Annotated in this window: 25 protein-coding genes and 1 tRNA gene; 10 read left to right on the forward strand and 16 right to left on the reverse strand. The window is 71.4% G+C overall.

Annotation, left to right across the window (positions count from 1 at the left end):
* Window positions 1–181: 181 nt before the first annotated feature.
* The 3 genes from mscL to ASD93_RS03150 are packed head-to-tail and all read right to left on the reverse strand — an operon-like array spanning window position 182 to window position 1,557.
* The gene (mscL, locus tag ASD93_RS03140) at window positions 182–595 is read right to left on the reverse strand and encodes a large conductance mechanosensitive channel protein MscL (protein WP_056118443.1); all 414 of its coding nucleotides are present in this window, start codon (window positions 593–595) and stop codon (window positions 182–184) included.
* Window positions 596–628: 33 nt separating this feature from the next.
* Entirely contained in the window at window positions 629–946 is a 318-nt protein-coding gene (locus ASD93_RS03145) for an FmdB family zinc ribbon protein (RefSeq protein ID WP_056118445.1), read from the reverse strand.
* A gap of 14 nt (window positions 947–960) precedes the next feature.
* On the reverse strand, window positions 961–1,557 hold the full coding sequence (locus ASD93_RS03150) for a 5-formyltetrahydrofolate cyclo-ligase (protein WP_056118447.1): 597 nt from the start codon (window positions 1,555–1,557) through the stop codon (window positions 961–963).
* 124 nt (window positions 1,558–1,681) lie between these two features.
* Between ASD93_RS03150 and galU the strand changes: the two genes are divergently transcribed.
* The 3 genes from galU to ASD93_RS03165 are packed head-to-tail and all read left to right on the forward strand — an operon-like array spanning window position 1,682 to window position 4,295.
* On the forward strand, window positions 1,682–2,569 hold the full coding sequence (gene galU / locus ASD93_RS03155) for a UTP--glucose-1-phosphate uridylyltransferase GalU (RefSeq protein ID WP_056118450.1): 888 nt from the start codon (window positions 1,682–1,684) through the stop codon (window positions 2,567–2,569).
* A 23-nt stretch (window positions 2,570–2,592) separates the two neighbouring features.
* Entirely contained in the window at window positions 2,593–3,222 is a 630-nt protein-coding gene (locus ASD93_RS03160) for a GNAT family N-acetyltransferase (protein ID WP_056118452.1), read from the forward strand.
* 56 nt (window positions 3,223–3,278) lie between these two features.
* Window positions 3,279–4,295, forward strand: a complete 1,017-nt coding sequence (locus tag ASD93_RS03165) for a hypothetical protein (protein WP_056118454.1) — start codon at window positions 3,279–3,281, stop codon at window positions 4,293–4,295.
* A gap of 91 nt (window positions 4,296–4,386) precedes the next feature.
* Here ASD93_RS03165 and ASD93_RS03170 read toward each other — a convergent pair whose 3' ends face one another.
* Window positions 4,387–5,592 carry an amidohydrolase family protein gene (locus ASD93_RS03170; protein WP_056118455.1) on the reverse strand — a complete coding sequence of 402 codons (1,206 nt, stop codon included), beginning with the start codon at window positions 5,590–5,592 and terminating at the stop codon, window positions 4,387–4,389.
* A gap of 88 nt (window positions 5,593–5,680) precedes the next feature.
* Between ASD93_RS03170 and ASD93_RS03175 the strand changes: the two genes are divergently transcribed.
* Window positions 5,681–5,756: transfer RNA gene (locus tag ASD93_RS03175), tRNA-Ala, on the forward strand.
* Between the two features lie 186 nt (window positions 5,757–5,942).
* Window positions 5,943–6,185: a hypothetical protein gene (locus tag ASD93_RS03180; RefSeq protein WP_056118457.1), complete on the forward strand. Its 243-nt coding sequence runs from the start codon at window positions 5,943–5,945 to the stop codon at window positions 6,183–6,185.
* Window positions 6,186–6,296: 111 nt separating this feature from the next.
* Here the strand turns inward: ASD93_RS03180 and hemL are convergent, their stop codons facing one another.
* The 6 genes from hemL to hemE form a co-directional block, all read right to left on the reverse strand.
* Complete coding sequence (gene hemL / locus ASD93_RS03185; RefSeq protein ID WP_056118458.1) at window positions 6,297–7,610, reverse strand: glutamate-1-semialdehyde 2,1-aminomutase; 1,314 nt, start codon at window positions 7,608–7,610, stop codon at window positions 6,297–6,299.
* On the reverse strand, window positions 7,607–8,590 hold the full coding sequence (gene hemB / locus ASD93_RS03190) for a porphobilinogen synthase (protein WP_082569128.1): 984 nt from the start codon (window positions 8,588–8,590) through the stop codon (window positions 7,607–7,609). Before hemB ends, hemL begins: the two co-directional genes overlap by 4 nt.
* Window positions 8,587–9,501, reverse strand: a complete 915-nt coding sequence (gene hemC / locus ASD93_RS03195) for a hydroxymethylbilane synthase (protein WP_056118460.1) — start codon at window positions 9,499–9,501, stop codon at window positions 8,587–8,589. Before hemC ends, hemB begins: the two co-directional genes overlap by 4 nt.
* Window positions 9,498–10,187 (reverse strand): hydrogen peroxide-dependent heme synthase, encoded by a 690-nt coding sequence (gene hemQ / locus ASD93_RS03200; RefSeq protein ID WP_056118463.1) that lies wholly within the window; start codon window positions 10,185–10,187, stop codon window positions 9,498–9,500. Before hemQ ends, hemC begins: the two co-directional genes overlap by 4 nt.
* 237 nt (window positions 10,188–10,424) lie before the next feature.
* Window positions 10,425–11,630, reverse strand: coding sequence for a protoporphyrinogen/coproporphyrinogen oxidase (locus tag ASD93_RS03205; RefSeq protein ID WP_056118464.1), 1,206 nt, complete (start codon window positions 11,628–11,630; stop codon window positions 10,425–10,427).
* Window positions 11,623–12,681: a uroporphyrinogen decarboxylase gene (hemE, locus tag ASD93_RS03210; protein ID WP_056118466.1), complete on the reverse strand. Its 1,059-nt coding sequence runs from the start codon at window positions 12,679–12,681 to the stop codon at window positions 11,623–11,625. Before hemE ends, ASD93_RS03205 begins: the two co-directional genes overlap by 8 nt.
* Before the next feature lie 58 nt (window positions 12,682–12,739).
* Between hemE and ASD93_RS03215 the strand changes: the two genes are divergently transcribed.
* The 3 genes from ASD93_RS03215 to ASD93_RS03225 all read left to right on the forward strand — a co-directional run bounded on the left by ASD93_RS03215 (window position 12,740) and on the right by ASD93_RS03225 (window position 16,406).
* Complete coding sequence (locus tag ASD93_RS03215) at window positions 12,740–14,005, forward strand: glutamyl-tRNA reductase (protein ID WP_056118467.1); 1,266 nt, start codon at window positions 12,740–12,742, stop codon at window positions 14,003–14,005.
* A gap of 116 nt (window positions 14,006–14,121) precedes the next feature.
* Complete coding sequence (locus ASD93_RS03220) at window positions 14,122–14,955, forward strand: MerR family transcriptional regulator (RefSeq protein WP_235566858.1); 834 nt, start codon at window positions 14,122–14,124, stop codon at window positions 14,953–14,955.
* 134 nt (window positions 14,956–15,089) lie between these two features.
* On the forward strand, window positions 15,090–16,406 hold the full coding sequence (locus ASD93_RS03225) for an HNH endonuclease signature motif containing protein (RefSeq protein WP_056118469.1): 1,317 nt from the start codon (window positions 15,090–15,092) through the stop codon (window positions 16,404–16,406).
* A 473-nt stretch (window positions 16,407–16,879) separates the two neighbouring features.
* On the opposite strand, the gene ASD93_RS03230 is transcribed toward ASD93_RS03225, so the two are convergent.
* Together ASD93_RS03230 and ASD93_RS03235 are read right to left on the reverse strand one after the other, a co-directional pair.
* Window positions 16,880–17,656, reverse strand: a complete 777-nt coding sequence (locus tag ASD93_RS03230) for a ZIP family metal transporter (protein WP_056118471.1) — start codon at window positions 17,654–17,656, stop codon at window positions 16,880–16,882.
* 227 nt (window positions 17,657–17,883) lie between these two features.
* On the reverse strand, window positions 17,884–18,960 hold the full coding sequence (locus tag ASD93_RS03235) for a Glu/Leu/Phe/Val dehydrogenase family protein (protein WP_056118473.1): 1,077 nt from the start codon (window positions 18,958–18,960) through the stop codon (window positions 17,884–17,886).
* A 244-nt stretch (window positions 18,961–19,204) separates the two neighbouring features.
* Between ASD93_RS03235 and ASD93_RS03240 the strand changes: the two genes are divergently transcribed.
* Both ASD93_RS03240 and ASD93_RS03245 read left to right on the forward strand, forming a co-directional pair.
* Window positions 19,205–20,005, forward strand: coding sequence for a class I SAM-dependent methyltransferase (locus tag ASD93_RS03240; protein ID WP_056118475.1), 801 nt, complete (start codon window positions 19,205–19,207; stop codon window positions 20,003–20,005).
* A 200-nt stretch (window positions 20,006–20,205) separates the two neighbouring features.
* Window positions 20,206–20,682 (forward strand): YbaK/EbsC family protein, encoded by a 477-nt coding sequence (locus ASD93_RS03245; RefSeq protein ID WP_056118477.1) that lies wholly within the window; start codon window positions 20,206–20,208, stop codon window positions 20,680–20,682.
* A 76-nt stretch (window positions 20,683–20,758) separates the two neighbouring features.
* Here the strand turns inward: ASD93_RS03245 and ASD93_RS03250 are convergent, their stop codons facing one another.
* From ASD93_RS03250 to ASD93_RS03265, 4 genes are read right to left on the reverse strand one after another with little or no spacing between them, the layout of a single operon-like run.
* Window positions 20,759–22,675 (reverse strand): glycogen debranching N-terminal domain-containing protein, encoded by a 1,917-nt coding sequence (locus ASD93_RS03250; protein ID WP_056118479.1) that lies wholly within the window; start codon window positions 22,673–22,675, stop codon window positions 20,759–20,761.
* Entirely contained in the window at window positions 22,672–23,583 is a 912-nt protein-coding gene (locus ASD93_RS03255; protein WP_056118481.1) for a carbohydrate ABC transporter permease, read from the reverse strand. Before ASD93_RS03255 ends, ASD93_RS03250 begins: the two co-directional genes overlap by 4 nt.
* Window positions 23,580–24,680 carry a carbohydrate ABC transporter permease gene (locus tag ASD93_RS03260; protein ID WP_056118483.1) on the reverse strand — a complete coding sequence of 367 codons (1,101 nt, stop codon included), beginning with the start codon at window positions 24,678–24,680 and terminating at the stop codon, window positions 23,580–23,582. Before ASD93_RS03260 ends, ASD93_RS03255 begins: the two co-directional genes overlap by 4 nt.
* Window positions 24,681–24,684: 4 nt before the next feature.
* Window positions 24,685–25,956 (reverse strand): extracellular solute-binding protein, encoded by a 1,272-nt coding sequence (locus ASD93_RS03265; RefSeq protein WP_056118484.1) that lies wholly within the window; start codon window positions 25,954–25,956, stop codon window positions 24,685–24,687.
* Window positions 25,957–26,007: the final 51 nt, after the last annotated feature.

Raw genomic sequence — 26,007 nt, forward strand, 5'->3', positions numbered from 1 at the left:
CGCCGTGCGCCGGACTTGGGAGACCAGCTGACCGAGTCGCCGACGTTGTTCTCGCGCAGAACTCCTCACGGTCGCCGATCCGGGCCGAGCGGAGTCGCGTGATTCTGCGAACCCGGGCCGCACGGGGCGCCGATCCTGAGGAGTTGTGCTCGCGGGCGGAGCGCAGCGACGACGGGTCGGGTCAGGCCTTCGGCTGCGCGGCGAGCAGGTCGCGGATCTGAATGAGCAGCTCCTGCTCGGTGGGGAGGTCGGATGCCTCCTCCTCGGGGATGCCGCGCTTGGCGGCGGCCCGCTCCTTGAAGCGGTTCATGGGGTATACGAAGACGAAGTACACGACGACCGCGACGGCGAGGAAGTTGATGATCGCGCCGAGGATCATGCCGAACCCGAAGAACACCTCGTCGCCGGCCAGGTTGGTCACCGTCCAGCCGACCTGGTCGAGGCTGCCCGCGTTGAAGACGAGTGCGATCAGGGGGTTGATCAAGCCCGCGACGATCTGGTTGACGATCAACGTGAATGCGGCGCCGATGACGACCGCGACAGCGAGGTCGATGACGTTGCCGCGGAGGATGAATTCCTTGAAGCCTTTGATCATGTGATGCTCCTCACTGTCGCCGGCTTCCGCCGATCAGGTCCCGGTCGAGGCGGGCGAGGACTTCGCCTCGGTCTTCGATGATGCCGAAGTCGACGAGGTGCCGCCACTCGACGACGAACCGCCGGCCGCGGTGGAGCCGCCGGCCGAGGCATCCGAGCCACCCTTCGATCCCGCGGCTCGCGAGTCCGTGCGATAGAAGCCCGAGCCGTTGAAAGTGACGCCGATCGAGCCGTACTCCTTTCGCAGCGGCCCGCCGCACTCGGGGCACTCGGTGAGGGTCGGGTCGGCGAAGGACTGAACCGCGTCGAAGCGGTGGCCGCACTGCTTGCAGGCGTAGGCGTAGGTCGGCATGGATCTCTCGGGAGTCAGCGCCGCACGGGCGCGAGGTCAAGGGTCTGCGTGGGGGTGACGATGCCGGTGACGCGCTGGTCGTGCACGTCGCCGGGGACCTCGTCGAGGACCTCGGAGTCGAACACGACGGCGTACACGGGCGGGCAGCGGTGCATCGAGCCGATCGTCTTGTCGTAGTAGCCGCGACCCCAGCCCAGGCGCATGCCGTGATGATCGACGGCCGCGGCCGGGATCACGAGCAGATCCACGTCGTTCACGGCGATGGGGCCGATCACCTCGGCGACGGGTTCGGGGAGTCCGAACATGCCCTCGGCGATGTCGAGGTCGGGGGTGGCGACGGCCCAGTCCAGCAGGCCGTCCGTGCGCGTGACGGGAAGGAGCACCCGGATGCCGCGCTCCACGGCCGCCGCAACGAACTCCCGTGTGCCCGGTTCGGTCATCGTGGACAGGAAGCACGACATCGACGTGACGCCCAGGCGGTCCACGAGCGCATCGAGCTGGGAGCGGATGCCGGCGGCCGCGCGCTCGCGCTGCTGCGGCGTCAGCAGCTGCCGGCGCTCGCGGAGCTCGGCGCGCAGCGCGCGCTTCGCATCGGCGATCGCGTCGGACATGCCCTCGATTCTAGGCGGCGCGGCAGGGATGAGCGTCGCGGTGGGCATGCCGGCTCGGTATCGGCCGGCGGCCGGCCTGTCAACGCGCGCGGCCCCGGGCGGTCGGCGCCTTAGAATGCCAGGCATGCCCCATACCTCCATGAAGGCCGTCATCCCCGCCGCCGGACTCGGCACGCGGTTCCTGCCGGCCACCAAGGCGATGCCCAAGGAGATGCTGCCTGTCGTCGACAAGCCGGCCATCCAGTACGTCGTGGAAGAGGCCGCGCAGGCCGGCATCGACGACATCCTCGTCATCATCGGGCGCAACAAGAACGCGATCTCGAACCACTTCGACTCGGTTCCCGAGCTCGAGGAGAAGCTGAAGGACAAGGGCGACGACGATCGCCTGCGCCGCGTGATGGCTTCGAGCGACCTCGCCGACATCCACTTCGTGCGCCAGGGCGAGCCGAAGGGTCTGGGTCATGCCGTGCTGCGGGCGAAGGCCCACGTCGGCAACGCCTCCTTCGCCGTGATGCTCGGCGACGACCTCATCGATGAGCGCGACCCGCTGCTGACGACGATGATCTCCGAGCACGAGCGCACCGGTGCGACCGTCATCGCCCTCATGGAGGTCGATCCGGACCACATCCACCTCTACGGCGCGGCCGCCGTCGAGCAGACGGACACCGACGGGATCGTGCGGGTCACGGGCCTCGTCGAGAAGCCGAAGAAGGAGGACGCACCCTCCAACCTCGCCGTGATCGGCCGGTACGTGCTGACCCCGGAAGTCTTCGACATCCTCGAGCGCACCGAGCCCGGCAAGGGCGGCGAGATCCAGCTCACCGACGCGCTCCAGGAGCTCGCCGCGAACCCCGAAGGCCCCGGCGTGTACGGTGTCGTTTTCGGCGGTCGTCGATACGACACCGGCGATAGGGTGGACTACATCAAGGCCATCGTCCAGCTCGCCTCGGATCGCGACGATCTCGGACCCGAACTGCGGCCCTGGTTGAAGGAGTTCGCGGCGAAGCTCTGACGCCGCCCGTACGAGGGATCACTGTGGATCTGACGGCGCCACGCCGGCACGGGCCGGTGTCGATTCGGCTGGTGCGCCAGCGCGATGCGCGCGCGCTCCAGAGCGAGTTGATGTCCAACCGCGACTGGCTCCGGCCGTGGGAGGCCACCAGCCCCGACGGGCCTGTCTCGTTCGACATGCGCCTCGGGGTGCGGCGCCTGCTGCAGCAGTACCGCGACGGCGCCGGGGTCCCCTTCGTCATGGAGCACGACGGCAACCTCGCCGGCCAGCTCAACGTGTGGGGCATCGCTCGCGGCTCGCTCGCGTCCGCCACCATCGGGTACTGGGTGAGCAAGCGCTTCGCCGGACGCGGCATCACCCCCGCTGCCGTCGCCCTCGCCACCGATGTGTGCTTCACCGAGCTGCGGCTGCACCGCATGGAGATCTGCATCCGGCCCGAGAACATCGCGAGCCTGCGCGTGGTCGAGAAGCTCGGCTTCCGCTACGAGGGCTTGCGCCGCCGCTACATCCACATCGACGGCGACTGGCGCGACCACTACTCCTTCGCCCTCGTGCGCGAAGAGGTCCCCGAGGGCGTGCTGCGCCGGTGGGCAGATGGTCGCGCGCCGCAGGACGCCGCGACCGTTCCACCTGCGGATCGCCTGCACGCATAGGGCGACACGCGATCGGATGCCGGGAGGAGGCGTCCACTGCACATACCTTTGTCGACATGGACGGGCAAGTGCTGGGCGGGGGCGTCATCATGCTCGTCGCCGTGCTCCTGTGGCTGGTCTACCTGCTGCCGACCTGGTCCAGCAGGCGCCAGTACGACGCGGCCGAGCGCAATGCCGTCCGCCTGAACCAGGCCCTGCGCGTTCTCGCCGAGACGAGCGAGACGCCCGCAGAGGTGCGCCTCGAGCTCAACGCCCGCACCGCCATGGCGCAGCAGCGCCTCGCGCGGCAGGCGCTGGCAGAGCGCGAGTCGGCGGCCCTCGAGCACGCGAAGGTCGATTTGGAGCGCGCCCGCACCGACCGCGTGACGAGTGAGGCGCACGCGAAGGTCGAGCTCGAGCGCGCCCGCGGTGAGCGCGCGGCGGCCGAGGCGTCGGCGCGTGCCGAGGTCGCCGCGGCCCAGGCTGCAGCGCGGGCTGAGATCGCGGCGGCGCGGTCGATGCCGTCCGCGCGGCGGGCACGGGCGCGCCGCTGGTTCCGCTTCGCCGCGACGCTGATCGGCATCGCCGGACTCGCGATCGCCGGGTGGGGCGCCGTCCTGGTCGTGAACACCGGTGCGCAGCTGTGGCTGTGGGCCGGCGTCGCCGTGGCCGCGGCATCCGCTGTCGTTCTCTCCCGTCTCTCGCGCGTCGCTGCGCGGGCCGCCGTTCGCGTGGCCGAGCCCGTCGCGCGCCCCGCTGTGCGGGTGCAGGACGTCGAGCTCGAGCAGGCGTCGCGCGCGTGGGCGCCGCGCGAACTGCCCCGGCCGCTCACCGCTTCGGCCGGATCCCGTGCCGCCGCAGTGCTTGAGGCCGAGGCCGCACGGGACTCCGTGCGCCAGGCGGCGCGCGAAGAGGCGATGCGGGAGCTCGCCGAGGCGCAGCGTCCGCCGTCGATCGACACCGCGCGGGTCGCGCGCGCCGAGGGCGCCGCGGGGGCCGGGGATGCGGACTTCGCGCGGATGGGGTACGTCGATGACGCCGAGATCGAGGCGCACGTCCGCGGCCTGCTCGCCCGCCGCGCCGTCGGGGAGTAATCCCGCTCGGAGTCGACGCCCCCGGTGGAGTCGGTCGGACTCCGCACGTGTGCGGTCTGCTCGCCCGCCGCGCCGTCGCGAGTAATCTCGCTCAGCTGCGGTGGAGGATGCGGCCGCCGCCGAGCACGAGGTCGCGCGGGGGCGTGCGCACCAGGGCGTCCATCGGGTTCTCGGCGTCGAGCAGTATGAGGTCCGCGCGGTCGCCGGGAGCGAGGGTGTTGCGGGCGCCGCCGGCGAAGGGGCCGCCATCGGTCGTGGCGAGCTCGACGACGCGGCGCAGGTCCTCGTCGCGGACGAGGCTCGACGAGCGCGCGTACTGCCACGCGATGCCGAGCAGGTCGCCCGTGCCGTAGGGGCTCCACAGGTCGCGGATGCCGTCCGTGCCGAACCCGAACCGCACACCGGCGGCGTCGAGCTCGTGCAGCGGCAGCTGCGGCAGGCGCAGCGGCCCGACCGTGGTCATGGTGACGTCGAGTTCCGACATCGCGCGCAGCAGGTCGCGGCGACGGGATGCCTCGACCTGCGCCAGCGCGAAGCCATGGGCGATGTTCACCCGGCCGCCGAGGCCGAGGGCCTGCGTACGGTCGATGATGAGGTCGAACTGGAATGCGCCGAGCTCGGACGGGTCGTGGAGGTGGATGTCGATCCCCGCGCCCGTGTCGGCGGCGATGGCGAAGATGGCGTCGAGCTGGCCCACCGGATCGCGATCGATGCTGGCGGGATCGAGCCCGCCGATGTGCTCGACCCCGGCTTCCGCTGCCTGGCGCAACAGGTCGAGCACGCCGGGGCGGCGCAGCACGCCGTCCTGCGGGAACGCGACGATCTCGGCCGTGAGCGCGCCGTCGTACTCCGCGACGGCCTCGCGCACGATCTCGACGCCGCGCAGCCCGATGCCGAGGTCGACGTCCACATGGGTGCGGATGGCCGTCGTGCCGAACCGCACGAACTCGGCGAGCACGCGCCGCGTGATGTCGAGGCCGGGGATGCCGAGTTCGTCGCGACGCGCGCGCTCGTGCCGGATGCGCCCATCGGTGCCGCCCTCGCCGCCGTAGGACTGCCACGGATGACCGATCCAGGACTTGTCGACGTGGGCATGCGTGTTGACCAGTCCGGGGAGGGCGAGCTGTCCGCGCCCGTCGATCTCGTCGGCGCCGATCGGGGCGTCCGAGGCCGGAACGACGGCCATGATCGCGCCGTCCGGGTCAATGCGGATGTCGCGCAATTCCGCCGACGGATCACCCACCCCGAGGCGGATGCTGCGGACGGCGGAGACGCGGGGGAGGGCTGCGGACGGCATACCTCCATCCTCCCCCGAGGGGGTCGCCGCGCGGGACCGCACCGGTGCGGAGGGTCTCCGCGAGCGTGATAATCTAACGGAGGTTTACGGGCCTGTAGCGCAGTTGGTAGCGCGCCTCGTTCGCATCGAGGAGGTCAGGGGTTCGATTCCCCTCAGGTCCACCACCGCACGAAGACCCCCGCTTGTCGGGGGTCTTCGTGGGTTAACGGGGTGCGGTGATTCGAGGGGAAGGGCCGTCTGCGGCGACCCGACGGAGTCTCCTCAGGTCCACCGCTCGCAGGAGTCTTGCGGTTCCCACCAGGGAGCGGGTCCGGACCTACACTGGTCCGACATCACCCCGGGGAGGCCCGATGTTCGGCAAGGATCAGCGAGACCCGCTCGAGCGTGCGCTGGAAGGCGCGGCCGGCCTCAAGGCGGGCACGTGGGAGAGCGTGGAGACGCTCTCGATGCTGGCCATCGAGATCTCCGATCGGCCGGAGGCCCGCGAACTCGTCGCACGCGCGCGTGCCGCAGCGGAGTCGTTGAAGTCGGGAGCCTGGGACGGCACGCGTGCGCTCGTGTGGCTGGCCCGCGCGATCCGGGAAGTGGGCTGAGACTCCGCCGCACCGCGCTGGCGCCCGGATCAGGAGATCCGCCCGAGGAATGACGTCGAGCGCTCGATTCGTCCTGCGCCGGGCAGATGTCCTGAGCTCGGCGGCCGGTCCTCAGCCCGGCGACGCCTCGGCGGCGGCGCGGGCGGCGGCGGGGAGGGCATGGACGATCTCATCCACGGCCTCCTCGTCGTGGGCGGCCGAGACGAACCATGCCTCGAAGACCGACGGCGGCAGCGAGACGCCCTGATCGAGCATCGCCCGGAAGAACGGCGGATACCGGAACGCGTCCTGCGCCTTCACCGTGTCGTAGTCGGTCGGCGCCGTCGCCGTGAACTGGATCGAGAACAGGTTCCCGGAGCGCTGGACGACGTGCGCGACACCGGCGTCCGAGAGAGCGGATGCCGCGGCATCCGCGATCCGCGCAGCGGCGGCGTCGATGCGGGCGTAGGCGTCCGCGTCGAGGTGGTCCAGCGTGGCGCGTCCGGCGGCGACGGCGAGCGGATTGCCGCTCAGCGTGCCCGCCTGGTACACGGGGCCGAGAGGCGCGAGCAGCTCCATGAGCGCCGCGGATCCGCCGAGCGCCGCGAGCGGGAGACCGCCGCCGACGACCTTGCCGAACGTGATGAGGTCGGGGGAGAAGGGCACCGGGTCGATGCCGTACCAGCCGGCCGGGCCGACGCGGAACCCCGTGAGCACCTCGTCGAGGATCAGCAGCGCACCGTGCGCGTGGGCGAGGTCGGCGATCGCGGCGTTGAACCCGTGCGCAGGCGGCACGATACCCATGTTGGCCGGCGCCGCCTCGACGATGATCGCCGCGATGTCGGCGCCGCGGGCGGCGAACACCTCGCGCAGCGCGTCGAGATCGTTGTAGGGCACGACGAGCGTCTGCGCGGCGATCGGGGCGGGAACTCCCGCCGAGCCCGGCATCGCGAGCGTCGCGACGCCCGACCCCGCCTCGGCCAGCAGGCCGTCGGAGTGCCCGTGGTAGTGCCCGGCGAACTTCACGATGAGATCGCGGCCGGTTGCGCCGCGGGCGAGGCGGATCGCGGTCATCGTCGCCTCGGTGCCCGTCGAGACCAGGCGCACGCGCTCGATCGGGCGCGCACCGTCACGCGTCACGCGCGCCGTGAGCAGCTCGGCTAGCTGGGTCTCGCCCGGGGTGCTGGCACCGAAGCCTAGGCCGTGGGATGCGGCATCCTGCACCGCTTTCACCACGGCGGGATGCGCGTGCCCGAGGATCGCGGGACCCCACGAGCCGACGAGGTCGACGTACGCGCGCCCCTCGACATCGGTCACTCGCGGACCCGACGCCGACACGAAGAAGCGCGGCGTCGTGCCGACGGAACCGAAGGCGCGCACGGGGGAGTTGACCCCTCCCGGCATCGCACCGCGGGCGCGCGCGAACTCCTGCTCGTTGGTCGTCATCGGATCCATCCCGCCAGCTCGACGGCCCAGTAGGTCAGCACGGCGTCCGCGCCCGCACGACGGATGCCGAGCACGGACTCCTCGATCGCTCGGCGGCGGTCGATCCAGCCGTTGGCCGCAGCGGCCTCGATCATCGCGTACTCGCCCGACACCTGGTACGCCCACACCGGGACGGGGCTGGATGCCGCGGCATCGGCCAGCACGTCGAGGTAGCTCATCGCCGGCTTGACCATGACGATGTCGGCGCCCTCGGCGACGTCGAGGTCGATCTCGAGCGCGCCCTCGCGGCGGTTCGCGGGGTCGAGCTGGTAGGTGCGGCGATCGCCCTCGAGCGAGGACTGCACGGCTTCGCGGAACGGGCCGTAGAACGCCGACGCGTACTTCGCGGCGTAGCCGAGGAGCGGCACGCGGGAGTGCCCGGCGGTGTCGAGAGCGTCGCGCACGGCCGCGACCTGGCCGTCCATCATGCCGCTGAGCCCGAGCAGCTGTGAGCCCGCCTCGGCCTGCGCCACCCCCATCTCGCGGTAGCGCTCGAGCGAGGCGTCGTTGTCCACGCCGCCGTTCGCGTCCAGCACGCCGCAGTGGCCGTGGTCGGTGAACTCGTCGAGGCAGAGGTCGGTCTGCACCACGAGCGCGCTGCCGGCCTCGGCCACCGCGATGCGCGTGGCGACGTTGAGGATGCCGTCGGGATCTGTCGCGCCCGATCCGGTCGCATCCTTGTGCTCGGGAACCCCGAACAGCATGATGCCTCCGATGCCGGCGGCTGCGGCATCCGCCACCGCCCCCTTGAGGCTCTCGGTGGTGTGCTGCACGACGCCCGGCATCGATGAGATCGGCACCGGCTCGCTCGCGCCCTCGCGGACGAACATCGGGAGCACGAGGTCGGCGGGATGCAGGCGGGTCTCGGCGACCAGACGGCGCATGGCGGGTGTGGCGCGCAGGCGGCGCGGGCGCACCACGGGGCCGTCCTGACGGGTCATGGGCGGGCTCCGGTGAGGTCGGCGGCTCCGCCGTCGAGCAGTTCGCGGGCGGCGCGCGCGGCGACCTCGCGCGACGGGTCACCGTCGTCGGGCCAGGCGGCGGCGTGGGACGCGGTGAGGACGGTCTGGCCATCGAGGCTGTACACACTCGCCGAGAGGAAGAGGAGTCCCGCGTCGACGACCGCCCGGGCGCCGACGGGCGCCGAGCAGCCGGCCTCGAGCAGGGCGAGCACGCCGCGCTCGGCATCGACCGCGGCACGGGTCTCGGCGTGGTCGAGGGCTCGGACGAGCTCCTCGTCGCCGGCGCGCACCTCGACCGCGAGCGCGCCCTGCCCCGGGGCGGTCGGCCAGCGGTCGGCGTCGAGGTACTCGGTGATGACGTCGGTGCGGCCGAGGCGGCGCAGTCCCGCCGCGGCGAGCACCACTGCGTCGAGGTCGCCCGGCGCGACGCGACCGAGGCGGGTGTCGACGTTGCCGCGGATGTCGACGACGTCCAGGTCGGGCCGTTTAGACCGCAGCTGAGCCATGCGCCGCGGCGATCCGGTGCCGACCCGGGCGCCCTGGGGGAGCTTCTCGAGGGTGAGGCCGTCGCGCGCGCACAGGGCGTCGCGCGGATCCTCGCGAGCCGGGATCGCGGCGACGACGAGGCGGTCGTGGGGCGCCGTCGGCAGGTCCTTGAGGGAATGCACGACGAGGTCGCAGCGATCCTCCAGCAGCGCGTCGCGCAGCGCCCCGGTGAACAGGCCCATGCCGCCGGCGCGCGAGAGCGGCTCATTGGTGCGGTCGCCGTCGGTCGTGATCGTGACGAGCTCGGTCTTGACTCCGGTCGCGTCGGACAGGTCGCTGGCGACCATCCCGGTCTGGGTCAGCGCGAGGGCGCTGCCGCGGGTGCCGATCCGCAGCGTCGTCACGACAGCACCTCGGCGATCTCGTCGAGGCCGATGCGGCGGCCGGTGTAGAACGGGACCTCCTCGCGCACGTGGCGCCGAGCCTCGGTCTGACGCAGGTGGCGCATGAGGTCGACGAGATCGACCAGTTCGGGAGCCTCGAGCGCGAGAATCCACTCGTAGTCGCCGAGCGCGAACGACGCCACCGTGTTGGCGAGGACCTGGCGGTACTCGGAACCCTTGCGGCCGTGATCGGCGAGCATCTCACGGCGCTCCTCGTCGGGCAGGATGTACCACTCGTAGGACCGCACGAACGGGTAGACGGTGAGCCACGCCTCGGGGTCCTTCCCGCGCATGAACGCCGGCAGGTGGTTCGCGGTGAACTCGGCATCGCGATGCACGCCCATCGCGTTCCACACGGGCACGAGCGAGGCGAGAGGCTCGGCGCGGCGGAGCGTGCGCAGCGCGGCCTGCAGCTTCTCGGGGGCGACGTCGGTGGCGTGCAGCCACACCATGAGATCGGCGTCGGAGCGCAGGCCCGACACGTCGTACCAGCCGCGGACGGTGACGCCGGACGCCTCGACCTCGGCGACCGCGGCGGTCAGGTCTCCTGCGGAGGCGGGGTTCGCGTGATCACGGCGGAACACGGCCCACAGCGTGTAGCCGAGCGCCTCGTTCTCGGACGGGGGAACAGCCGAGGTTTCGCTCATGGATCCATTGTTTCACCCCGCCACCCGGCCCGAGTCTCGCCTCAGTGCCGCGGTCGTCAGGCCGCAGTGCACGGAACGGAGGAGAAACGCCGCGTCGTCGGGCTGCATCACCGGCGGAGGCGGCCCTTTTCCTTCGTTTTCGACGGCCTGGCGGCGGCGGGTCGCCCGGGCGACGGCAGGTCGGCCTGGCGGCGGCGGGTCGGCCGGGCGGCGGCGGGCCGCTCGGGCCGAGGCGCGTCAGCGGACGAGCAGATCCCGGGCGGTGCGCTCGGCGTGGGCGATGATGCCGGCCAGGCCCGACCCGGCGACGGTCTCGCCGACGACGATCGAGCGCAAGGCGGACGCCGGGTCGGGGCGGGTCCACACGACGTGCGCGGCGTCGACCACGATCGGCAGCGGCACGCCGAGCAGCTCCTCGGCGTCGGCGCGGGCGGTGGCGACCGGATCGGCGGGCACGGCGTCATACGACAGGCGCACGACATGGCGCCCGCCGGCGGCCTCACGCAGCCACTCCCACTTCGCGGTGGCGTGGGTGAGGGCCCTGGCGGCCACGGGGGCTCCGGCGGCGACGAGCAGGCCGCTCCCTCGGGGTGCGGCATTCAGCGCGTCCTGCTCCACGACCAGCGTCACGAGGTCGATCCGCCGTCCGGGAGCGGGTCCGGATGCCGCCACCGGCGCCGCCACGACCACCCGGCCGGGCATCGCCGCGACGTCGTCGACGCGCGTGCCGAGGCGGATCGTGCCGCCGTGCGCCTCGATGTCGGCGGCCAGCGCGGGCACGAGCCGGTGCATGCCGCCGCGGATGCCGGCCACGGCCGATCCCGGGGGAGCAGCGGCACGAAGCCGCGACACCGCCCCCGTGAGCGACCCCGTCGCGACGAGTTCGGCCGGCAGTGCCGGGTGCGCGCGCGACAGGGGGACATCGTCCGGATGCTGCGAGTGCACCCCGTGCACGACGGGCGCCACGAGCCGCTCGAGCACCGCGTCGCCGAGCCGTGCCCGCACGAGGGCGCCGAGCGTGAGGGTGTCCGATCCGGGCGTGAGCGGCAGCGCATCCCGCCGCACGGCGTCGGCCGCCGCCGCGGCGCCGACGACCCGCACGACGTCGTCCGCGGCCGGATCGGCCGGGATGCCGAGCAGGGCTGTCGCGGGCAGCGGCACGGCCGGTCCGTCCGCGGGCTGCAGCCACGCCGGGCCGGGCCGCGGCTCGACGATGTCGGCCGCGAGACCGAGCTCTTCGAGCAGGGCCGCCACCGTGCCGCCGCGCACGGCGAAGCTCTCGGCTCCGGCATCCAGCGCGATTCCTGCCACGACATGCCGGGCGACCGGTCCGCCCAGGCGGTCGGATGCCTCGACCACCGTCACGTCGATCCCCGACAGCGCGAGCCGCCGGGCCACGACGAGCCCCGCGACTCCGCCGCCGACGACGGTGATGTCAGCCATGCGCGTGGACGAACTCCACGATCCGCGTGAGCACGGCGGGGTCGGTCTCGGGCGGGACCCCGTGACCGAGGTTCACGACGTGGGCGGGCGCCGCGCGGCCGCGGTCCAGTACGCCGCGCACATGCGCCTCGAGCACCGGCCACGGCGCCGCGAGCAGGGCCGGATCGATGTTGCCCTGCAGCGGCACGTTCCCGCCCAGGCGGCGCGAGGCCTCATCGAGCGGGAGGCGCCAGTCGACGCCCATGACGTCGACGCCGACGCCGTGCATCGCGGCGAGGAGCTCGCCGGTGCCGACGCCGAAGTGCACGAGCGGAACGCCGAGCGCACGCGCGCGCTCCAGCGCTCGCGACGAGTGCGGCGCGACGTGGGCGGTGTAGTCGGCGAGGCTCAGTGAGCCCGCCCAGGAGTCGAACAGCTGCCCGGCCGACGCCCCGGCCTCCAACTGCGCCTCGAGGAACGCCCCGGTGATGTCCGCGCACCACGTGAGCAGCGCCGACCAGGTGCCCGGATCGGAGTGCATGAGCGCGCGCGTCTTCAGCTGCTCCTTCGACGGGCCGCCCTCGACGAGATACGACGCGAGCGTGTACGGCGCCCCCGCGAAGCCGATGAGCGGCGTGGCGCCGAGCTGGGCGACCGTGAGGCGCACCGCTTCGCGCACGGGCGCGAGCGCGGCCGGATCGAGAGCGGGCAGGGCTGCGACATCCGCCGCCGTTCTCACCGGCTCCGCGAGCACCGGTCCGCGGCCCGCGACGATGCGCACGTCGACGCCGGCGAGCTTCACCGGGATCACGATGTCGCTGAAGAAGATGCCCGCATCCACGCCGTGGCGTCGCACCGGCTGCAGGGTGATCTCGCTCGCGAGCTGGGGGTTCAGGCAGGCGTCGAGCATGTCGGTGCCCACGCGCAGCTCGCGGTATTCCGGGAGGGATCGGCCCGCCTGGCGCATGAACCACACCGGCGTCGTCTCGGGGCGCTCGCCTCGGTAGGCGCGGATGAGCGGCGGCGCGACGTAGCCGTCGGCGCGGGTCGGGTGGGAATCTTCCAGAGGCACCCGACAACCTTAGGCACACCTTCCGAAACGGCACTCCGGGGTGCCTTAACATGGAGGGGTGCTCCTCTGTCTCACCGCGAACCATCGGAACGCGAGTCTCGACGTCCTGGAGCGACTCTCCCTAGGGGCCCCTGCCGCCACACGCGCGCTGGTCGACGACGAGCTCTTCGTCGCCGGAGCCGTCGTGCTCGCGACCTGCAACCGCTTCGAGGCCTACCTCGACATCGACGAGCCGCTCACCGGCGGCGAGGCGGTCGCGGTCGAGTCCGTCGTCGAGGCGATGGCCGCGGCATCCGATGTCCCCGTCGAGCTGCTGCGCTCGTCCGTCGAGGTGCACCAGGGAGCGGATGCTGCCGCCCACCTCTTCGCGGTGACCAGCGGACTCGAGTCCGTCGTCGTCGGCGAGGACGAGATCTCAGGTCAGGTGCGTCGCGCGCTCGATGCCGCGCGCGCCGACGGCATGACCAGCGGCGAGCTCGAACGGCTCTTCCAGAAGGCGACCCACACCAGCCGCGGCATCCGCAATCGCACCGGCCTGCGCGGCACCCACCGTTCGCTCGTGCGCTTCGCGCTCGACCTCGCCTCCTCGCGCGTCGCGGACTGGGCCGCCGCCCGCGTGGTCGTCGTGGGCACCGGCCGCTACGCAGCGCGGACCGTCGAGGCCGTGCGCGCCCGTGGTGCGAGCGAACTGCAGGTGTTCTCACCCTCCGGCCGCGCGAGCGCGTTCGCCACCCAGCACGGGCTCACCCCTGTCGAGGACTTCGCCGCCGCGGCCGCCGAGGCCGACGTCGTGATCACTTGCACCGCCGACGCGGTCGTGCACGCCGACGCGTTCACGCCGGGTCACCGCGTGCTCGTGATCGACCTGGGCCTGCCGCGCAACGTCGATCCCGAGGTCGGACGCGTCGACGCGGTCGAGCTGCTCGATCTCGAGACCATCCGCCTGCACGCTCCTCTCGAGGAGTTCAGCGCGCACTCCGATGCCCGCGCGATCGTCGGCGATGCCGCGACCGAGTTCGCGGCCGATCGTGCCGCCGGCCCCGCCATCACGGCGCTGCGCAGCGATGTGCTCGGGATCGTCGAGGCCGAGATCGCCCGGGCGCGCGCACGGGGCGCTGGAGACGAGACCGAGGCCGCACTGCGCCACCTGGCGGGTGTGCTGCTGCACCGCCCGTCCGTGCGCATCCGCGAGCTGGCCGTCGACGGGCGCCTCGACGAGGTGCACGCCGCGCTCGAGACGCTGCATGGGCTCGCCGTCGACGATGCCGGCGACACCGGCGACGCCGGCGACACGCGGGCCGATCCGTGGTCCGCTTCGGCCTGAGCCCGGCTCGCGCCTGAGTCCGCCGACCGCGCTCTGCGTGCGCGCTGGTCGCGACGGTGTCGGGATCGCGCTCGTCCGGACTTCCGCTTGACCCTCTCCTTGTGTGAGGGTCGATCGTGGTCTCCAACATGTACACCATCGGAGAGTTCGCGGCCCTCGGGCGCGTGAGCGTGCGGATGCTGCGGCACTACGACGCGATCGGGCTCCTGCAGCCCGCCCGCGTCGACGATCGCACCGGCTACCGGCACTATTCGGCCGCGCAGCTCGGGACGCTGGTCCGCATCGTCGAGTTGCGCGAGATCGGCTGCGGTCTGGACGAGATCGGGGCGGTGATCTCGGCGCCGGACGAGCACGCTGTGCTGCGCGAGGTGCTCGTGCGCCGCCGCGTCGAGCTCGAAGCGTCGATCGAGGCCGATCGAAGCCGCATCGAGCGGATCGCCGAGCGTCTTCGTCGTCTGGAAGGAGAAGGAACGATGTCGGAAGTCGAGTATCGATCGCTGGAGGCCGCCACGGTCTACGCCGTGGAGGGCCGAGCGCCGGGGATGGGCCCTGAGAATGTCGGGCCGATGATCGATCCGCTGCTGGGGAGGCTGATCGGCGCCATCGAAGGGGCCGGTCGATCTCCGATCGAGCCCGGTGTGTTCTGGTACGAGGCCGTGCCCGACTCGGAGGAGCTCGCCGTGCACGTGTCGTTCACCGCCGACACCCCGGCTCAGCCCGCCGACGGCTACGAGGTCGTGTCGCTCCCCGCGGTGGAGACGGCTGCCGTGCTGGAGCATCGCGGAGACATGCCGAGCATCGGCGGCTCGTGGATGGCGCTCATGGGACAGATCGCGGAGGACGGCTACCGCATCGTCGGTCCGACGCGCGAGGTCTACGTCCACGCCCCGGATGACCGCCCGCAGTCCGAGTGGGTGACCGAGCTCATCGCGCCCGTCGAGAAGGGCTGACGCCGGGGAGCGGATGCTGCGCCGTGGCGGGCGCGCGGAGGGTCCGGCGCCGGCTCGCCACGGTGTGCGATGTCTGTCCCGGCGGGTGTGGATAACTCCATTGAGTGTCGTACATATGTTCTAGGCTCGAAAGTATGGCGCTGAACCCGGATCCTGTCGACGAAGAGGACTTCCTCGATCGCGACGTGGATGACTTCGTGCCACCCGTGCCCGATGCGGTTGATCTCGTGATCGAGGTCGCGACGATGATGTCGGTGTTCGCGGCCGATCGGTTCGAGCGCGTGCACGGGATGCGGCGGGAGGCACTCGATGACGCTGCCCGTCACGGCGTCGCGCTGACCGATGTGGTCGAGCGTGGAATCCGTCTCGAGCTCGCCGCCGCGCTGCGGATGACCGAGCATGCCGCCGGCGCGCTGATCGCGCGGGCCGAAGCGCTCGTGCGCCGATTCCCGGACATGCTCGATTCTCTCGGCGGTGGGCGCACGACCGAGCGCCATGCGGAGATCTTCGTCGATGCGATGGTCGAGGTCGAGGTCGAGCTGTGCGACACGTTGGTCCCCCGGGCGGTTGCGCTCGCCGAGGTCGAGGCGGCGGGAACTTTCCGGCGCTCCCTCGCGCGACTGATCGAGACGGTGCGGGCGCAGACGCTCGATGAGCGGCACGCGGCAGCGGTGACTCGTCGCCGGGTGCATGTCGAGCGGGTCGATGACGGCATGGCTTGGCTGATGGCGTATCTGCCGGCCGTCGAGGCCCACGCGATCCACTCGCGCCTGACGTCGATGGCGAAGGCGATCGTGGCCGATGATGGCGAGAGTCGCACGCTCGACCAGGTGCGCGCCGACGTTCTCGGCGATCTGCTCATCGAAGGCGACACGACTGCCCTCCCCGTGGCTGCGCGGGGGATGAAGGCGTCGGTCGTGGTCACTGTTCCGGCCCTTGCGCTGGTGAAGGAAGAGCTCGTGCCCGGTTCTGAACCGGCCAGTGTCGAGGGTGTCGGGCTGATCTCGCACGCGCGTGCTCGGGAACTGTGCGGCGGATCGGACGGATGGATGAGGGTCCTCACCCATCCCGAGACCGGGATGGTGATCTCGGTCGGTCGCGACCGGTATCGTCCGCCGCCGGAGTTGCGCAAGCTCGTCCGGTGGCGGGCGGACCGGTGCATGGCTCCCGGATGCGGTATGCCGGCGTCGAGATGCGAGATCGATCACTCGATCGCGTGGGAGCACGGTGGGCGCACAGCGCTGTGGAACCTCTGTCCGCTGTGCAAGGGCCATCATCGGGTGAAGCATCACGGCGGCTGGACCGTGCGTCAGCTCGAGGGCAGCGGCGGATCACTGGAGTGGATCTCACCCACCGGACGGCGGTATGTGGTCGAGCCGGCGAGGCGGGTGCCGGTCTTCCGGGTGAACGAGGTCGCCGATGCGGATGCCGTGGGCGCGCCACCGTTCTGAACCGGGGCCGAGTGGCGGTGGAGCGGGGCGGCCGCCTCGAGCTCGGCTGCGTGGGCCGGCGTGGGTCGGTCGGTGGGTGTGGATCGGCGTGCGGATCGGTGGGTGTCGAGCGCGGGTGTGTGGGCTGGCGCGGGTCGGTGGGTGTCGAGCGCGGGTGTGTGGGCTGGCGCGGGTCGGTGGGTGTCGAGCGCGGCTGTGTGGGCTGGCGCGGGTCGGTGGGTGTAGAGCGGTGGATCGGGGCGCGGCGGGTGTGGGGCGGCGGGCGGATCGCGCATCGTCGGCGGGTATGACTCGGCGGGAGTGACTCGGCTGGTGCGGATCGGCTGGTGCGGATCGGCAGAGGTTCGCGCGCGTCGAGCGATGAGGGTGAATCGGCCGCTGGGTCGGTGCTGGATCGGCGGCTGTGACTCGGCGGGCGGTTCGCGTCGCGGGTTCGCGTCGCGGGTTCGCGTAGTCGCGCTCGGGCCGCGTCCTCAGGCGAGCTCGTGCAGAAGAAATGCGGCCAGGAAGCCGATCGTCGCGTAGAGGCCGGTGAGGGCGCGCTGCTCCGCGAAGGCCTCGGGGATCATCGTGTTGCAGACCATGGCGAGGAGGCCGCCGGCGGCGATCGTCGTGATCAGCGCGATGAGTTCGGGCGGCGCCGACTGGAACGCGACAAGGCCCAGCACGGCCGCGAGGACGGTCACGAGAGCGATGCCCGACCAGAGGAGGGCGATCGCGCGACCGCTCGATCCGCTGCGCTTCAGGGCGGCGGTGGAACCGAGTCCCTCGGGGATGTTGCTGATCGCGATGGCCGCGACGATCGGGATGCTGATGCCGCCCTGCAGCACCGACAGACCCATCACGATGGACTCGGGGATGCCGTCGATGAGCGCCCCGATCGCGATGGCTGCGCCGGTGCCGCCGGCGAGCTTGGCGCGCCTCGCCACGATGTTCGCAGAGGGCTCGACGGAGACGCCAGCCGCCGGTTTCGCCGGTCGCCGCCTCGGACGCGACACCAGCCAGTCCGCGACGATGTAGATGATCGCGCCCGCCAGGAACCCCACGGCCGTCGGAACAAGCCCGCCGACATCCGCCGCCTCTTCGACGAGCTCGAATGCCAGCGTCGAGATGAGCACACCCGAGCCCAGCGCCATGATCCCGGCGACGACCCGCTGCGGGATGTCCACGAACCACGCGACGACGGCGCCGAGAAGAAGCGCGCCGCCCCCGATCAGCCCGCTCAGCGCCGCGAGCCACACATTCGCCATGGCGTCAACCTAACCCCGGACGAACGCCGGATGCCCCGGCCACGCGGGTCGGAGCATCCGCGCTCGCTGGGTCACGCCCGGGAGTCAGGCCATCGGATGCCGGGCACCTGTCAGTCCATGGGTTCCCGTCAGTCGATGGATAACCCGTCAGTCCCCGGGCACCCGTCAGTCCCCGGGCACCCGTCAGTCCGTGGATACCCGTCAGTCCGGGGTTCGGCGCTCGGTCGTCAGTGAGCCAGCGCGTGCCCGCGGTCGCCGGCGGCGAGGCGCTCGGCGGCGAGACCCTCCGCCGCCTCGAGCGGCGTGACGCCCCGCGTCTCGGCCTCGTCGAAGATCGTGCGCAGCGTGTCGCCGATGCGGCCGACCCGCTCCATGATCTCGGGTCGCGAGCCGAGCCTCTTCGCCTCGAGGTCGAGGTAGATGACACCGCCCGCGTTGACCACGAAGTCGGGGGCGTACAGGATGCCGCGCCCGGCGAGGCGGTCCGCGCCCGAACGTGCCGCGAGCGGGTTGTTCGCGGGTCCGCACACCGACTTGGCGTTGAGGGCATCGATGACGTCGTCGGTCAGCAGTCCGCCGATTCCGGCGGGAACGAAGACGTCGGCGGGCACGAGGTGCTCCTCGCCCGGCATCGCCCAGTCGGCACCCAGCTCGAGCGCGAGGTCGCGCTTGGCCGGGTTGACGTCGGTCACCGTGAGCACGGCGCCCTCGGCGGCCAGACGCACGGCGAGGCGACTGCCGACCTGACCGAGGCCCGACACCGTGATGCGACGGCCCGAGAGGTCGGCGGAGCCCGTCACGCGCTCGAGCGTCGCGCGCAGCGACTCGTAGACGCCGAGGCTCGTGGGGCCGGCCGGCTCGCCCGAACCGCCCACCGCATCGGGGAGGCCCACGACGTGCTCGGTGCGCTCGCTCACGATGAGCATGTCCTCGGTCGTCGAGCCCACGTCCTCCGCCGTGCGGTACAGGCCGTGCAGCGACTCGACGGCATCACCCAGGTCGAGGAAGGCGGCACGGCGACGCTCGGCGTCGAGCACGGTGCCCTCGGGCAGCGCGATCACGGACTTGCCCCCGCCCGCGTCGAGCCCCGCCGCCGCGTTCTTGAGCGTCATCGCCGCCGACAGACGCAGGGCGTCGCCGAGAGCATCGCTCCAATGCGGGTACGTCCACAGCCGCGCACCGCCCAGAGCAGAACCGAGCACCGAGGAATGAAGGGCCACGACGATGACGAGACCACTCCGCCGGCCGGTGATCACCTCCACGCGCTCGTGCGTGAAATCGGGCAGGGGCAGGGTGTGCGTCATCGCGGTTCTTCCTTCGGCGGGCCTTGTGGGCAGTGCGCTGCGGACGCCGCGGCTTTGCGGCATCCCTCCCTATTGCACCACTGTGTGACGAAGTGTTCAACCGTGTCGCGTCGCACCGCGCAATGTGCGCAGCCAGGGACTGTCGATCGGCGCATGTCATGCGCACGCTGATGCCCGCGCGCGTCGCCGTGCCATCGAACGTCATCCAGTGTCGAACGCACGAGTGCGGCGTTACTGTCGGACCATGCCCGAGCAGTACACGCACGGCCACCACGAGAGTGTCCTGCGATCCCACGAGAAGCGCACCGTCGCGAACTCGGCCGCCTACCTCATCCCGTCGCTGAAGCCGGGGCTGCGCATCCTGGATGTCGGGTCCGGGCCCGGCACGATCACGATCGATCTGGCCGAACGAGTCGCGCCGGGAACGGTGACAGGGTTGGATGCCGCCGCCGACGTCGTCGCGAAGGCCACGGCGCTTGCCGCACAGCGCGAGGTGGGCAACGTCTCCTTCGCCGTCGGCGACGCCTACGCGCTCGAGGCGCCGGCGGGTTCGTACGACATCGTGCACGCGCACCAGGTCCTGCAGCATCTCTCTCGTCCGGTCGACGCGCTGCGCGAGTTCCGGCGCGTGCTCGCCGCCGACGGCATCGTCGCCGCTCGCGACGTCGACTATGCCGGCGTCATCTGGTTCCCCCTCCTGCCGGGCCTCGATGAATGGCACGAGGTCTATCTGCAGGTCCACCGCGCCGTCTCGGGCGAACCCGCGGCGGGCCGCCGGCTGAAGGCCTGGGCGCGCGAAGCGGGCTTCGCCGAGGTCGCCTCGTCGGCGTCGCTCTGGCTCTTCGAGTCGCCCGAGGCCCGCGAGTGGTGGGGCGGTGCATGGGCGGAGCGCGCACTGCACTCCACGTTCGCGCAGCACGCCATCGACCTCGGCATCGCCGATCGGGCCGGTCTCGAGCGCATCGCCGACGGGTGGCGGGAGTGGGCGGCCTCGGAGGACGGCTGGTTCTTCATGCCGCACGCCGAGATTCTCGCCCGCGGCTGAACCCGTGGGCTGAGCCTGTGTCCGCCCGTGTCTCGTGCCCGCGCCGACATGCTCGCCCACGCCGACATGCTCGTCCCGCGGCGGAACTCATAGGCTGAGCCTGTGTCCGCCGGCGTCATGCCCACGCCGAGATCCCCGCCGCCGACATCCCCGCCCGCGCCGACATGCTCGCCCCGCGGCGGAACTCATAGGCTGAGCCTGTGACCGCCCACCTTCCCGCACGCAGCCGCCTCGTCCACGACTCCCTCCGCGCAGCCGGCATCACCGGCGACATCGTGGTGCTCCCGGATGCCGCGTCCACCGCCTCCCTCGCCGCAGCCGCCCTCGGGGTCGAGGTCGGCGCGATCGCCAACAGCCTCGTGTTCTGGTCGGACGACGAGCCTCTCCTCGTGATGACGAGCGGCGCGCACCGCGTCGACACGGCGGCGCTCGCCGACCGCCTCGGCCGGACGAGCGTCCGCCGCGCCACCCCCGAGCAGGTCCGTGAGGCGACCGGCCAGGCCATCGGGGGAGTCGCCCCGACGGGGCATCCGTCTGCGCTCACCACGGTGATCGACGAGGACCTCGCCGGCTACCCCGAGATCTGGGCCGCCGGCGGCACGCCGCACACGGTCTTCCCGCTGACGTACGACGAGCTCGTCGCCCTCACCGGCGGAACGGTCGCGAAGGTCGACTGACCAGGTCCGTTCGTGCGGGCGAATGCGCGCGTTCCTCGCGTGAGTTCCGTGCATTCGCCCGCACGATCGGATGTGCCTAGGTGAGGATCTCGAGGCACACCACCGCCGCTGCGGCCGACCACGCCTGTGGACGGCAGGCGGCGGGGTAGGGCGTCGGCACGGACGTCTGCGACGCGGGATCGCCCGCGTGCAGCTCGGGCACGCGGTAGGCGAAGCCGTCCGCCGCGGCGAGGAGGCCCTCCGCGACGGCGCTCGCGTGCGAGGCGAGCCCGGCGCGATGCAGCCCGCGCGCGATGATGGCGGTGTCATGCGTCCACACGCTGCCGCCGTGATACGACAGCGGCCAGTAGCCGGCGGCGCCGGTGGACATGGTGCGGATGCCGTACCCCGACGTCATCGACGGTCCGGCGAGCAGGTCGGCGACGTCGATCTCCTCGTGCGGATCGAGGATGCCGGTGCCGATCAGATGCCCGATGTTGCTCGTGAGCGCATCGACCGGACGCTTGTGGCGATCGAGCGCGATCGCGGGATACCGGCCCTCGGGCGTGCGCACCCAGTACGCCGCACGGAACCGCTCGCGCAGCTCCGCCGCCCACGCACGGAGCGCCTCAGGAGCCAGTGCCCCCTCGTCCGCACCGCCGAACTCGGCCAGCAGGTCGGCACCGGCCCGGGCGGCCTCGTAGGCGTAGCCCTGCACCTCGCACAGGGCGATCGGCCCCTCGGCCAGGCTCCCGTCGCGCCACTGGATCGAGTCGCCGGAATCCTTCCAGCCCTGATTCGCGAGCCCGCGGCCGCTGCGGTCGATGTAGTCGAGGAAGCCGTCGCCGTCACTGTCGCCGAACTCGAGGATCCAGCGCAGCGCACCGCGCAGCGCGGGGAGCAGGTCTCGCACCTCGGCATCGGGCATCCCCGCCCGCCACGCATCCGCGAGCAGGCACACCCACAGCGGCGTCGAGTCGACGCTGCCGTAGTACTGCGGCGGAAGCACGACGCCCTCGTGGGGAATCTCGAGCGCCGACGAGCGCAGCTCGTGCAGGATCTTGCCCGGCTCCTGGGCCGACGTGGGGTCGTCCTGCGTGCCCTGCATCGCCGCGAGGGCGCGCAGAGTGGATGCCGCGACCCCCGCATCGAGAGGGAGCACCAGCCTCGCGGCCCAGAGCGAATCGCGGCCGAACAGGGTGAAGAACCACGGCGCACCCGCGGCGAAGAACTCGTCGCCGCCGCCACCGGAGGTCGTCAGCCGCAGCGCATCGAGATCACCCAGCGCGACATCGAGCCAGCGGTCGAGCCGCGGCTCGCGTGTCGCCTCCCGACGCGCGGTGCCGCCCGCCCACGGCTCCGCGGCGCCGTGCACGACGAGCGAAGCGTCGTGCAGCGCGACAGTGAAGGAGACGGATGCCTCGCCCCCGGCGTCCACATGCACCGGCCACTGCGCAGTGATGCGCTCGACGTCTGCGCTCAGCGCCGCGCCCTCGGCCGTGAGCGTGAACGACACGACGCCCGAGCGTGCCGTGACGGCGGCATCCGTCGTCTGCACGTCGACGGGCTGCCGCTGCGCGATACCCGCCTTCACGTCGTGGAGGGACGCGAACTCGGGATCGAGGGTGAGCTCGAGGACGGTGTCGATCGGCTCCGGCAGGCGTGACCGCACAGTCCACGTCTCGGTCATCGAGCCGTCGGCCACGCGCCGATCGCGCGTGATGCGCACCTTCGGGTCGGGGGTCGGGTCGTCGAGGCCGCGGAGGAGTCCGCTGAACACGACGCGGGACGGACCGTGCGGGGCCGTCGAGATCCACTCGACGCTTGAGTCGCGGCACGCCGCATGGAGCGCGTGGATGTGGCGGACGTCGCCGTGGTAGACGCCGTCGATCGCCTGCGCGCCGAGGTCGCCGTAGCGGCCAGACCACACTTGCGTCGGAGCGCGGAGCACGATGACGGCGTCATCGAGGAGGGGCTGGAGGGGCGGCGCGGCCGCGTCGCGGGCGGGGGTCATCCCTTGACGGCTCCTTCGGAGGTGTTCATGATGTGCCGCTGGAAGATGAAGAACATCACCGCGACGGGAATGGTCATGATCGCGGCGGCCGCGAGCTTGATCGGATACTGCTGCCCCTGGCCCAGCTGATTGGACGCGAGCGAGGCCACACCCTTGGTCAGCGTCGTCAGGTCGGGGGACTGGGTCGACACGATGAAATGACTCAGCTCGTTCCACGATCCCTGGAACGACAGGATCACGATCGTGATGAGGGCCGGACGCGCCATGGGGAGCACCACCGACCAGAAGATGCGGAAGGCACCCGCGCCGTCGATCCGCGCCTGCTCCTCGACGGAGACGGGGATGGATTCGAAGAAGTTCTTCATGATGAACACGCCCGCGGCGTCCACGAGCAGCGGGATGATCATGCCGGCGTACGTGTCGTAGATGCCGAGCTGGTTGATCACGAGGAACTTCGGAATGAGGAGCACCACGCCGGGGACGGCCATGACCGCGATGACCGCGGCGAACACGACTCCGCGCCCGCGGAACTGCAGCCGCGCGAGGGCGTAGCCGGCGAGCGACACGAAGAACACCCGGCCGAGGGTCACGAAGACCGTCACGATCGCGGAGTTCGCAAACCACACCGGGTAGTCGCTGTTGCCGAACAGTCGCTCGTACGCGGCGAACGTGATGGTCTGCGGGATGAGCGAGATCGGATCGGCGGCTGCCTCGGCCTCGGTCTTGAACGACGTCGCCACCTGCACCAGGAACGGGTAGATGTAGATCAGGGCGAGGACGACGAGCAGGGCGTAGAGCAGGATCTGCCACACGACGCGGCGGGAGAGGATCCGCTGACGCGTGGGCTTCTCCGAGCGTGGAGCCTCCTGATTGAGCACCAGCGACTCGGACAGGGTCGTGCCGGTCATCGCTTCGCCTCCTTCACCTGGTACTGGCGTGCTCGCCGCTTCGACACCGGGCGCTCGCGGAGCACCCAGCGCTGGAAGGCCGTGAACGCCACGATGATCGCGAAGAGGATGAAGGCGATGGCGGCACCTTGACCCCAGTCCTGATCGAGGAACGCGGACGTGTAGGAGAGGTACGCGGGGGTCATCGTCGTCTTGGCGGGAGTGCCCTGCGTGCCGGTGTAGATCTGGTCGTAGACCTGCCAGCAGCCGATGAGGCCGAGGGTGATCACGGTGAAGAGGGTCGGGCGCAGCTGCGGCAGCGTCACGCGCCAGAAGCGCTGCCATCCGTTCGCCCCGTCGATCATCGCCGCCTCCTGGATCTCGCCGCCGATGTTCTGCAGGGCGGCGACGAAGAGGAGCATGAAGGTGCCGCTCGTGGTGAACACCGCCATGAAGATCAGCGCCGTCATCGCCACGGACGGCCCGGCCAGCCACTGCCACCACGACAGCCCGAGGAAGTCGTTTCCGGTGAGCCACGCGGGACCGTCCACGATGCCGACGGACGCGAGGCCGTTGTGGACGATTCCGCTGGGGTCGTTGAACCAGTTCGGCCCGTTGATGCCGACCCACGAGAGGACCTCGTTCACGACACCCGAGGCGGAGAAGAGGAACAGCCACAGCACGGTGATGGCGACGGTGCTCGTCACCGAGGGGAAGTAGAAGGCGGTGCGGAAGAATCCCCGCCCGCGGAGGATCGCGCGGTTCACGAGCACCGCCAGGAAGAGAGACAGGGCGGTCTGCAGCGGCACGACCAGCAGCACGTACCAGCCGTTGTTGCGCAGCGCGATGCCGAAGTCGCGGGTGGGGAGGCCGCCGTCCACCGTGACGGCGGCGTAGTTGTCGAGCCCGACGAAACCGACCTGGCTCGAGAAGGGGCTCCCGCGTCCCGACCAGTCGGAGAAGCTGACCCACAGCGCCATCAGCACGGGGATCAGGAGGAAGACGCCGAGGATGACGAGCACGGGACCCGTGAACAGCCATCCGGCGAGCGTCTCCCCGCGCCGGAGCCCGTTGCGGGGGCTCCGGACGCGGGAAGGCGACGTCGCTGTCGCGGTCATGGGGTCAGCCCACGACCGCTTCGGTGTTGGACTGCACCGTGTCGAGGATCTCCTGCGGGTCGCCGGCCTTCAGCCCCTCGAGCGAGGCGTTGAAGTCGGTGATGACCGCGGCGATGCCGTCGTTCGTCGGGACACCCTTGGCGTACTCGGCGCCGGCGAGGAACGCCGCCATCGCGGGGTTGTCGCTCGTCCACTGGTCCGCGGCCGACTGCACGGACGGCATCGGGCCGAACGCCTCCGAGAAGGCGAGCTGCTGCTCGGCGCTGGTCAGGTACTCGATGAGCTCGAGCGCGGCCTGCTGGTTCGGGCTGTCGGCGGCCATGCCCCAGCAGTTGGTGAACTGCAGCGTGCCCTTTCCTGCCGGACCCTCCGGGAGCTCCGCAACGACGTACTCGACGTCGGGGAAGTCGTTGGACATCGCGCCGGTGATCCAGTTGCCCTCGATCGTCATCGCGGCCAGCTCCTTGCCGAACGCCTCGCCGCCCCAGCCCGCACCCAGGTCGGTGGTGGCGTAGGCGAAGGATCCGGCATCCATCTGCTCCTGCACGTACGTCAGGGCCTCGACGTTCTCCGGGCTGTTCGCGACCGCCTCGGCGCCGTCGTCGGAGACGAGCTGGCCGCCCGCCTGCGCCATGAACGCGCCGACTCGCTGGTACTCGGCGCCGAACGCGAGACCGGTCACACCGTCGGCGGTGAGGGTCTGGGCGACGTCGGCGAGTTCGTCCCAGGTGGTCGGGATGTCGTCGTCGGTCAGGCCCGCGGCATCCCACAGCCCCTTGTTGATGATCAGCTGCAGCGTCGAGAAGTCCTTCGGTGCGCAGTAGAACTCGTCGTCGACGGTGAAGTTCTGCACCAGCGAGGGATAGAAGTCGTCCTTGTTCTCGAGCAGGTCGCCGTACGCGATGAGGGAGCCGTTGCCGGCGTAGCCGGCGAGCGCCTCGGTCGCGAGGTAGAACAGGTCCGGCGGCGAGCCTGCCGCGAAGCCCTGCGACAGCTGCTGGGGAAGGTCGTTGGCGACCTGCACGGATGCCTCGATCCCCGACTCCTCCGACCAGGCGGCCACGGCCTCTTCGACCGCCGCGGTCTCGGCATCGCCCGAGGATCCGATGAGGATGGTGAGCGCGTCGTCGCTCGAGGTGAGCGCATCCGCGTCGCCGCTCGCGCCGCCGTCCCCGCCGCCGTCGTCGAACCCCGAGCCGCAGCCGGTGAGGGCGAGCGTGCCGGTGAGTACCAGGGCTCCCGCGCCGAGCCAGGCGCGCATGTGTTGCCGTGTCATGAGTCTCTTCTCCTTCGATGAGCCGTGACGGGTCACTCTCGACCCTCGTTG

Source organism: Microbacterium sp. Root180 (assembly GCF_001428485.1).
GTDB lineage: Bacteria > Actinomycetota > Actinomycetes > Actinomycetales > Microbacteriaceae > Microbacterium.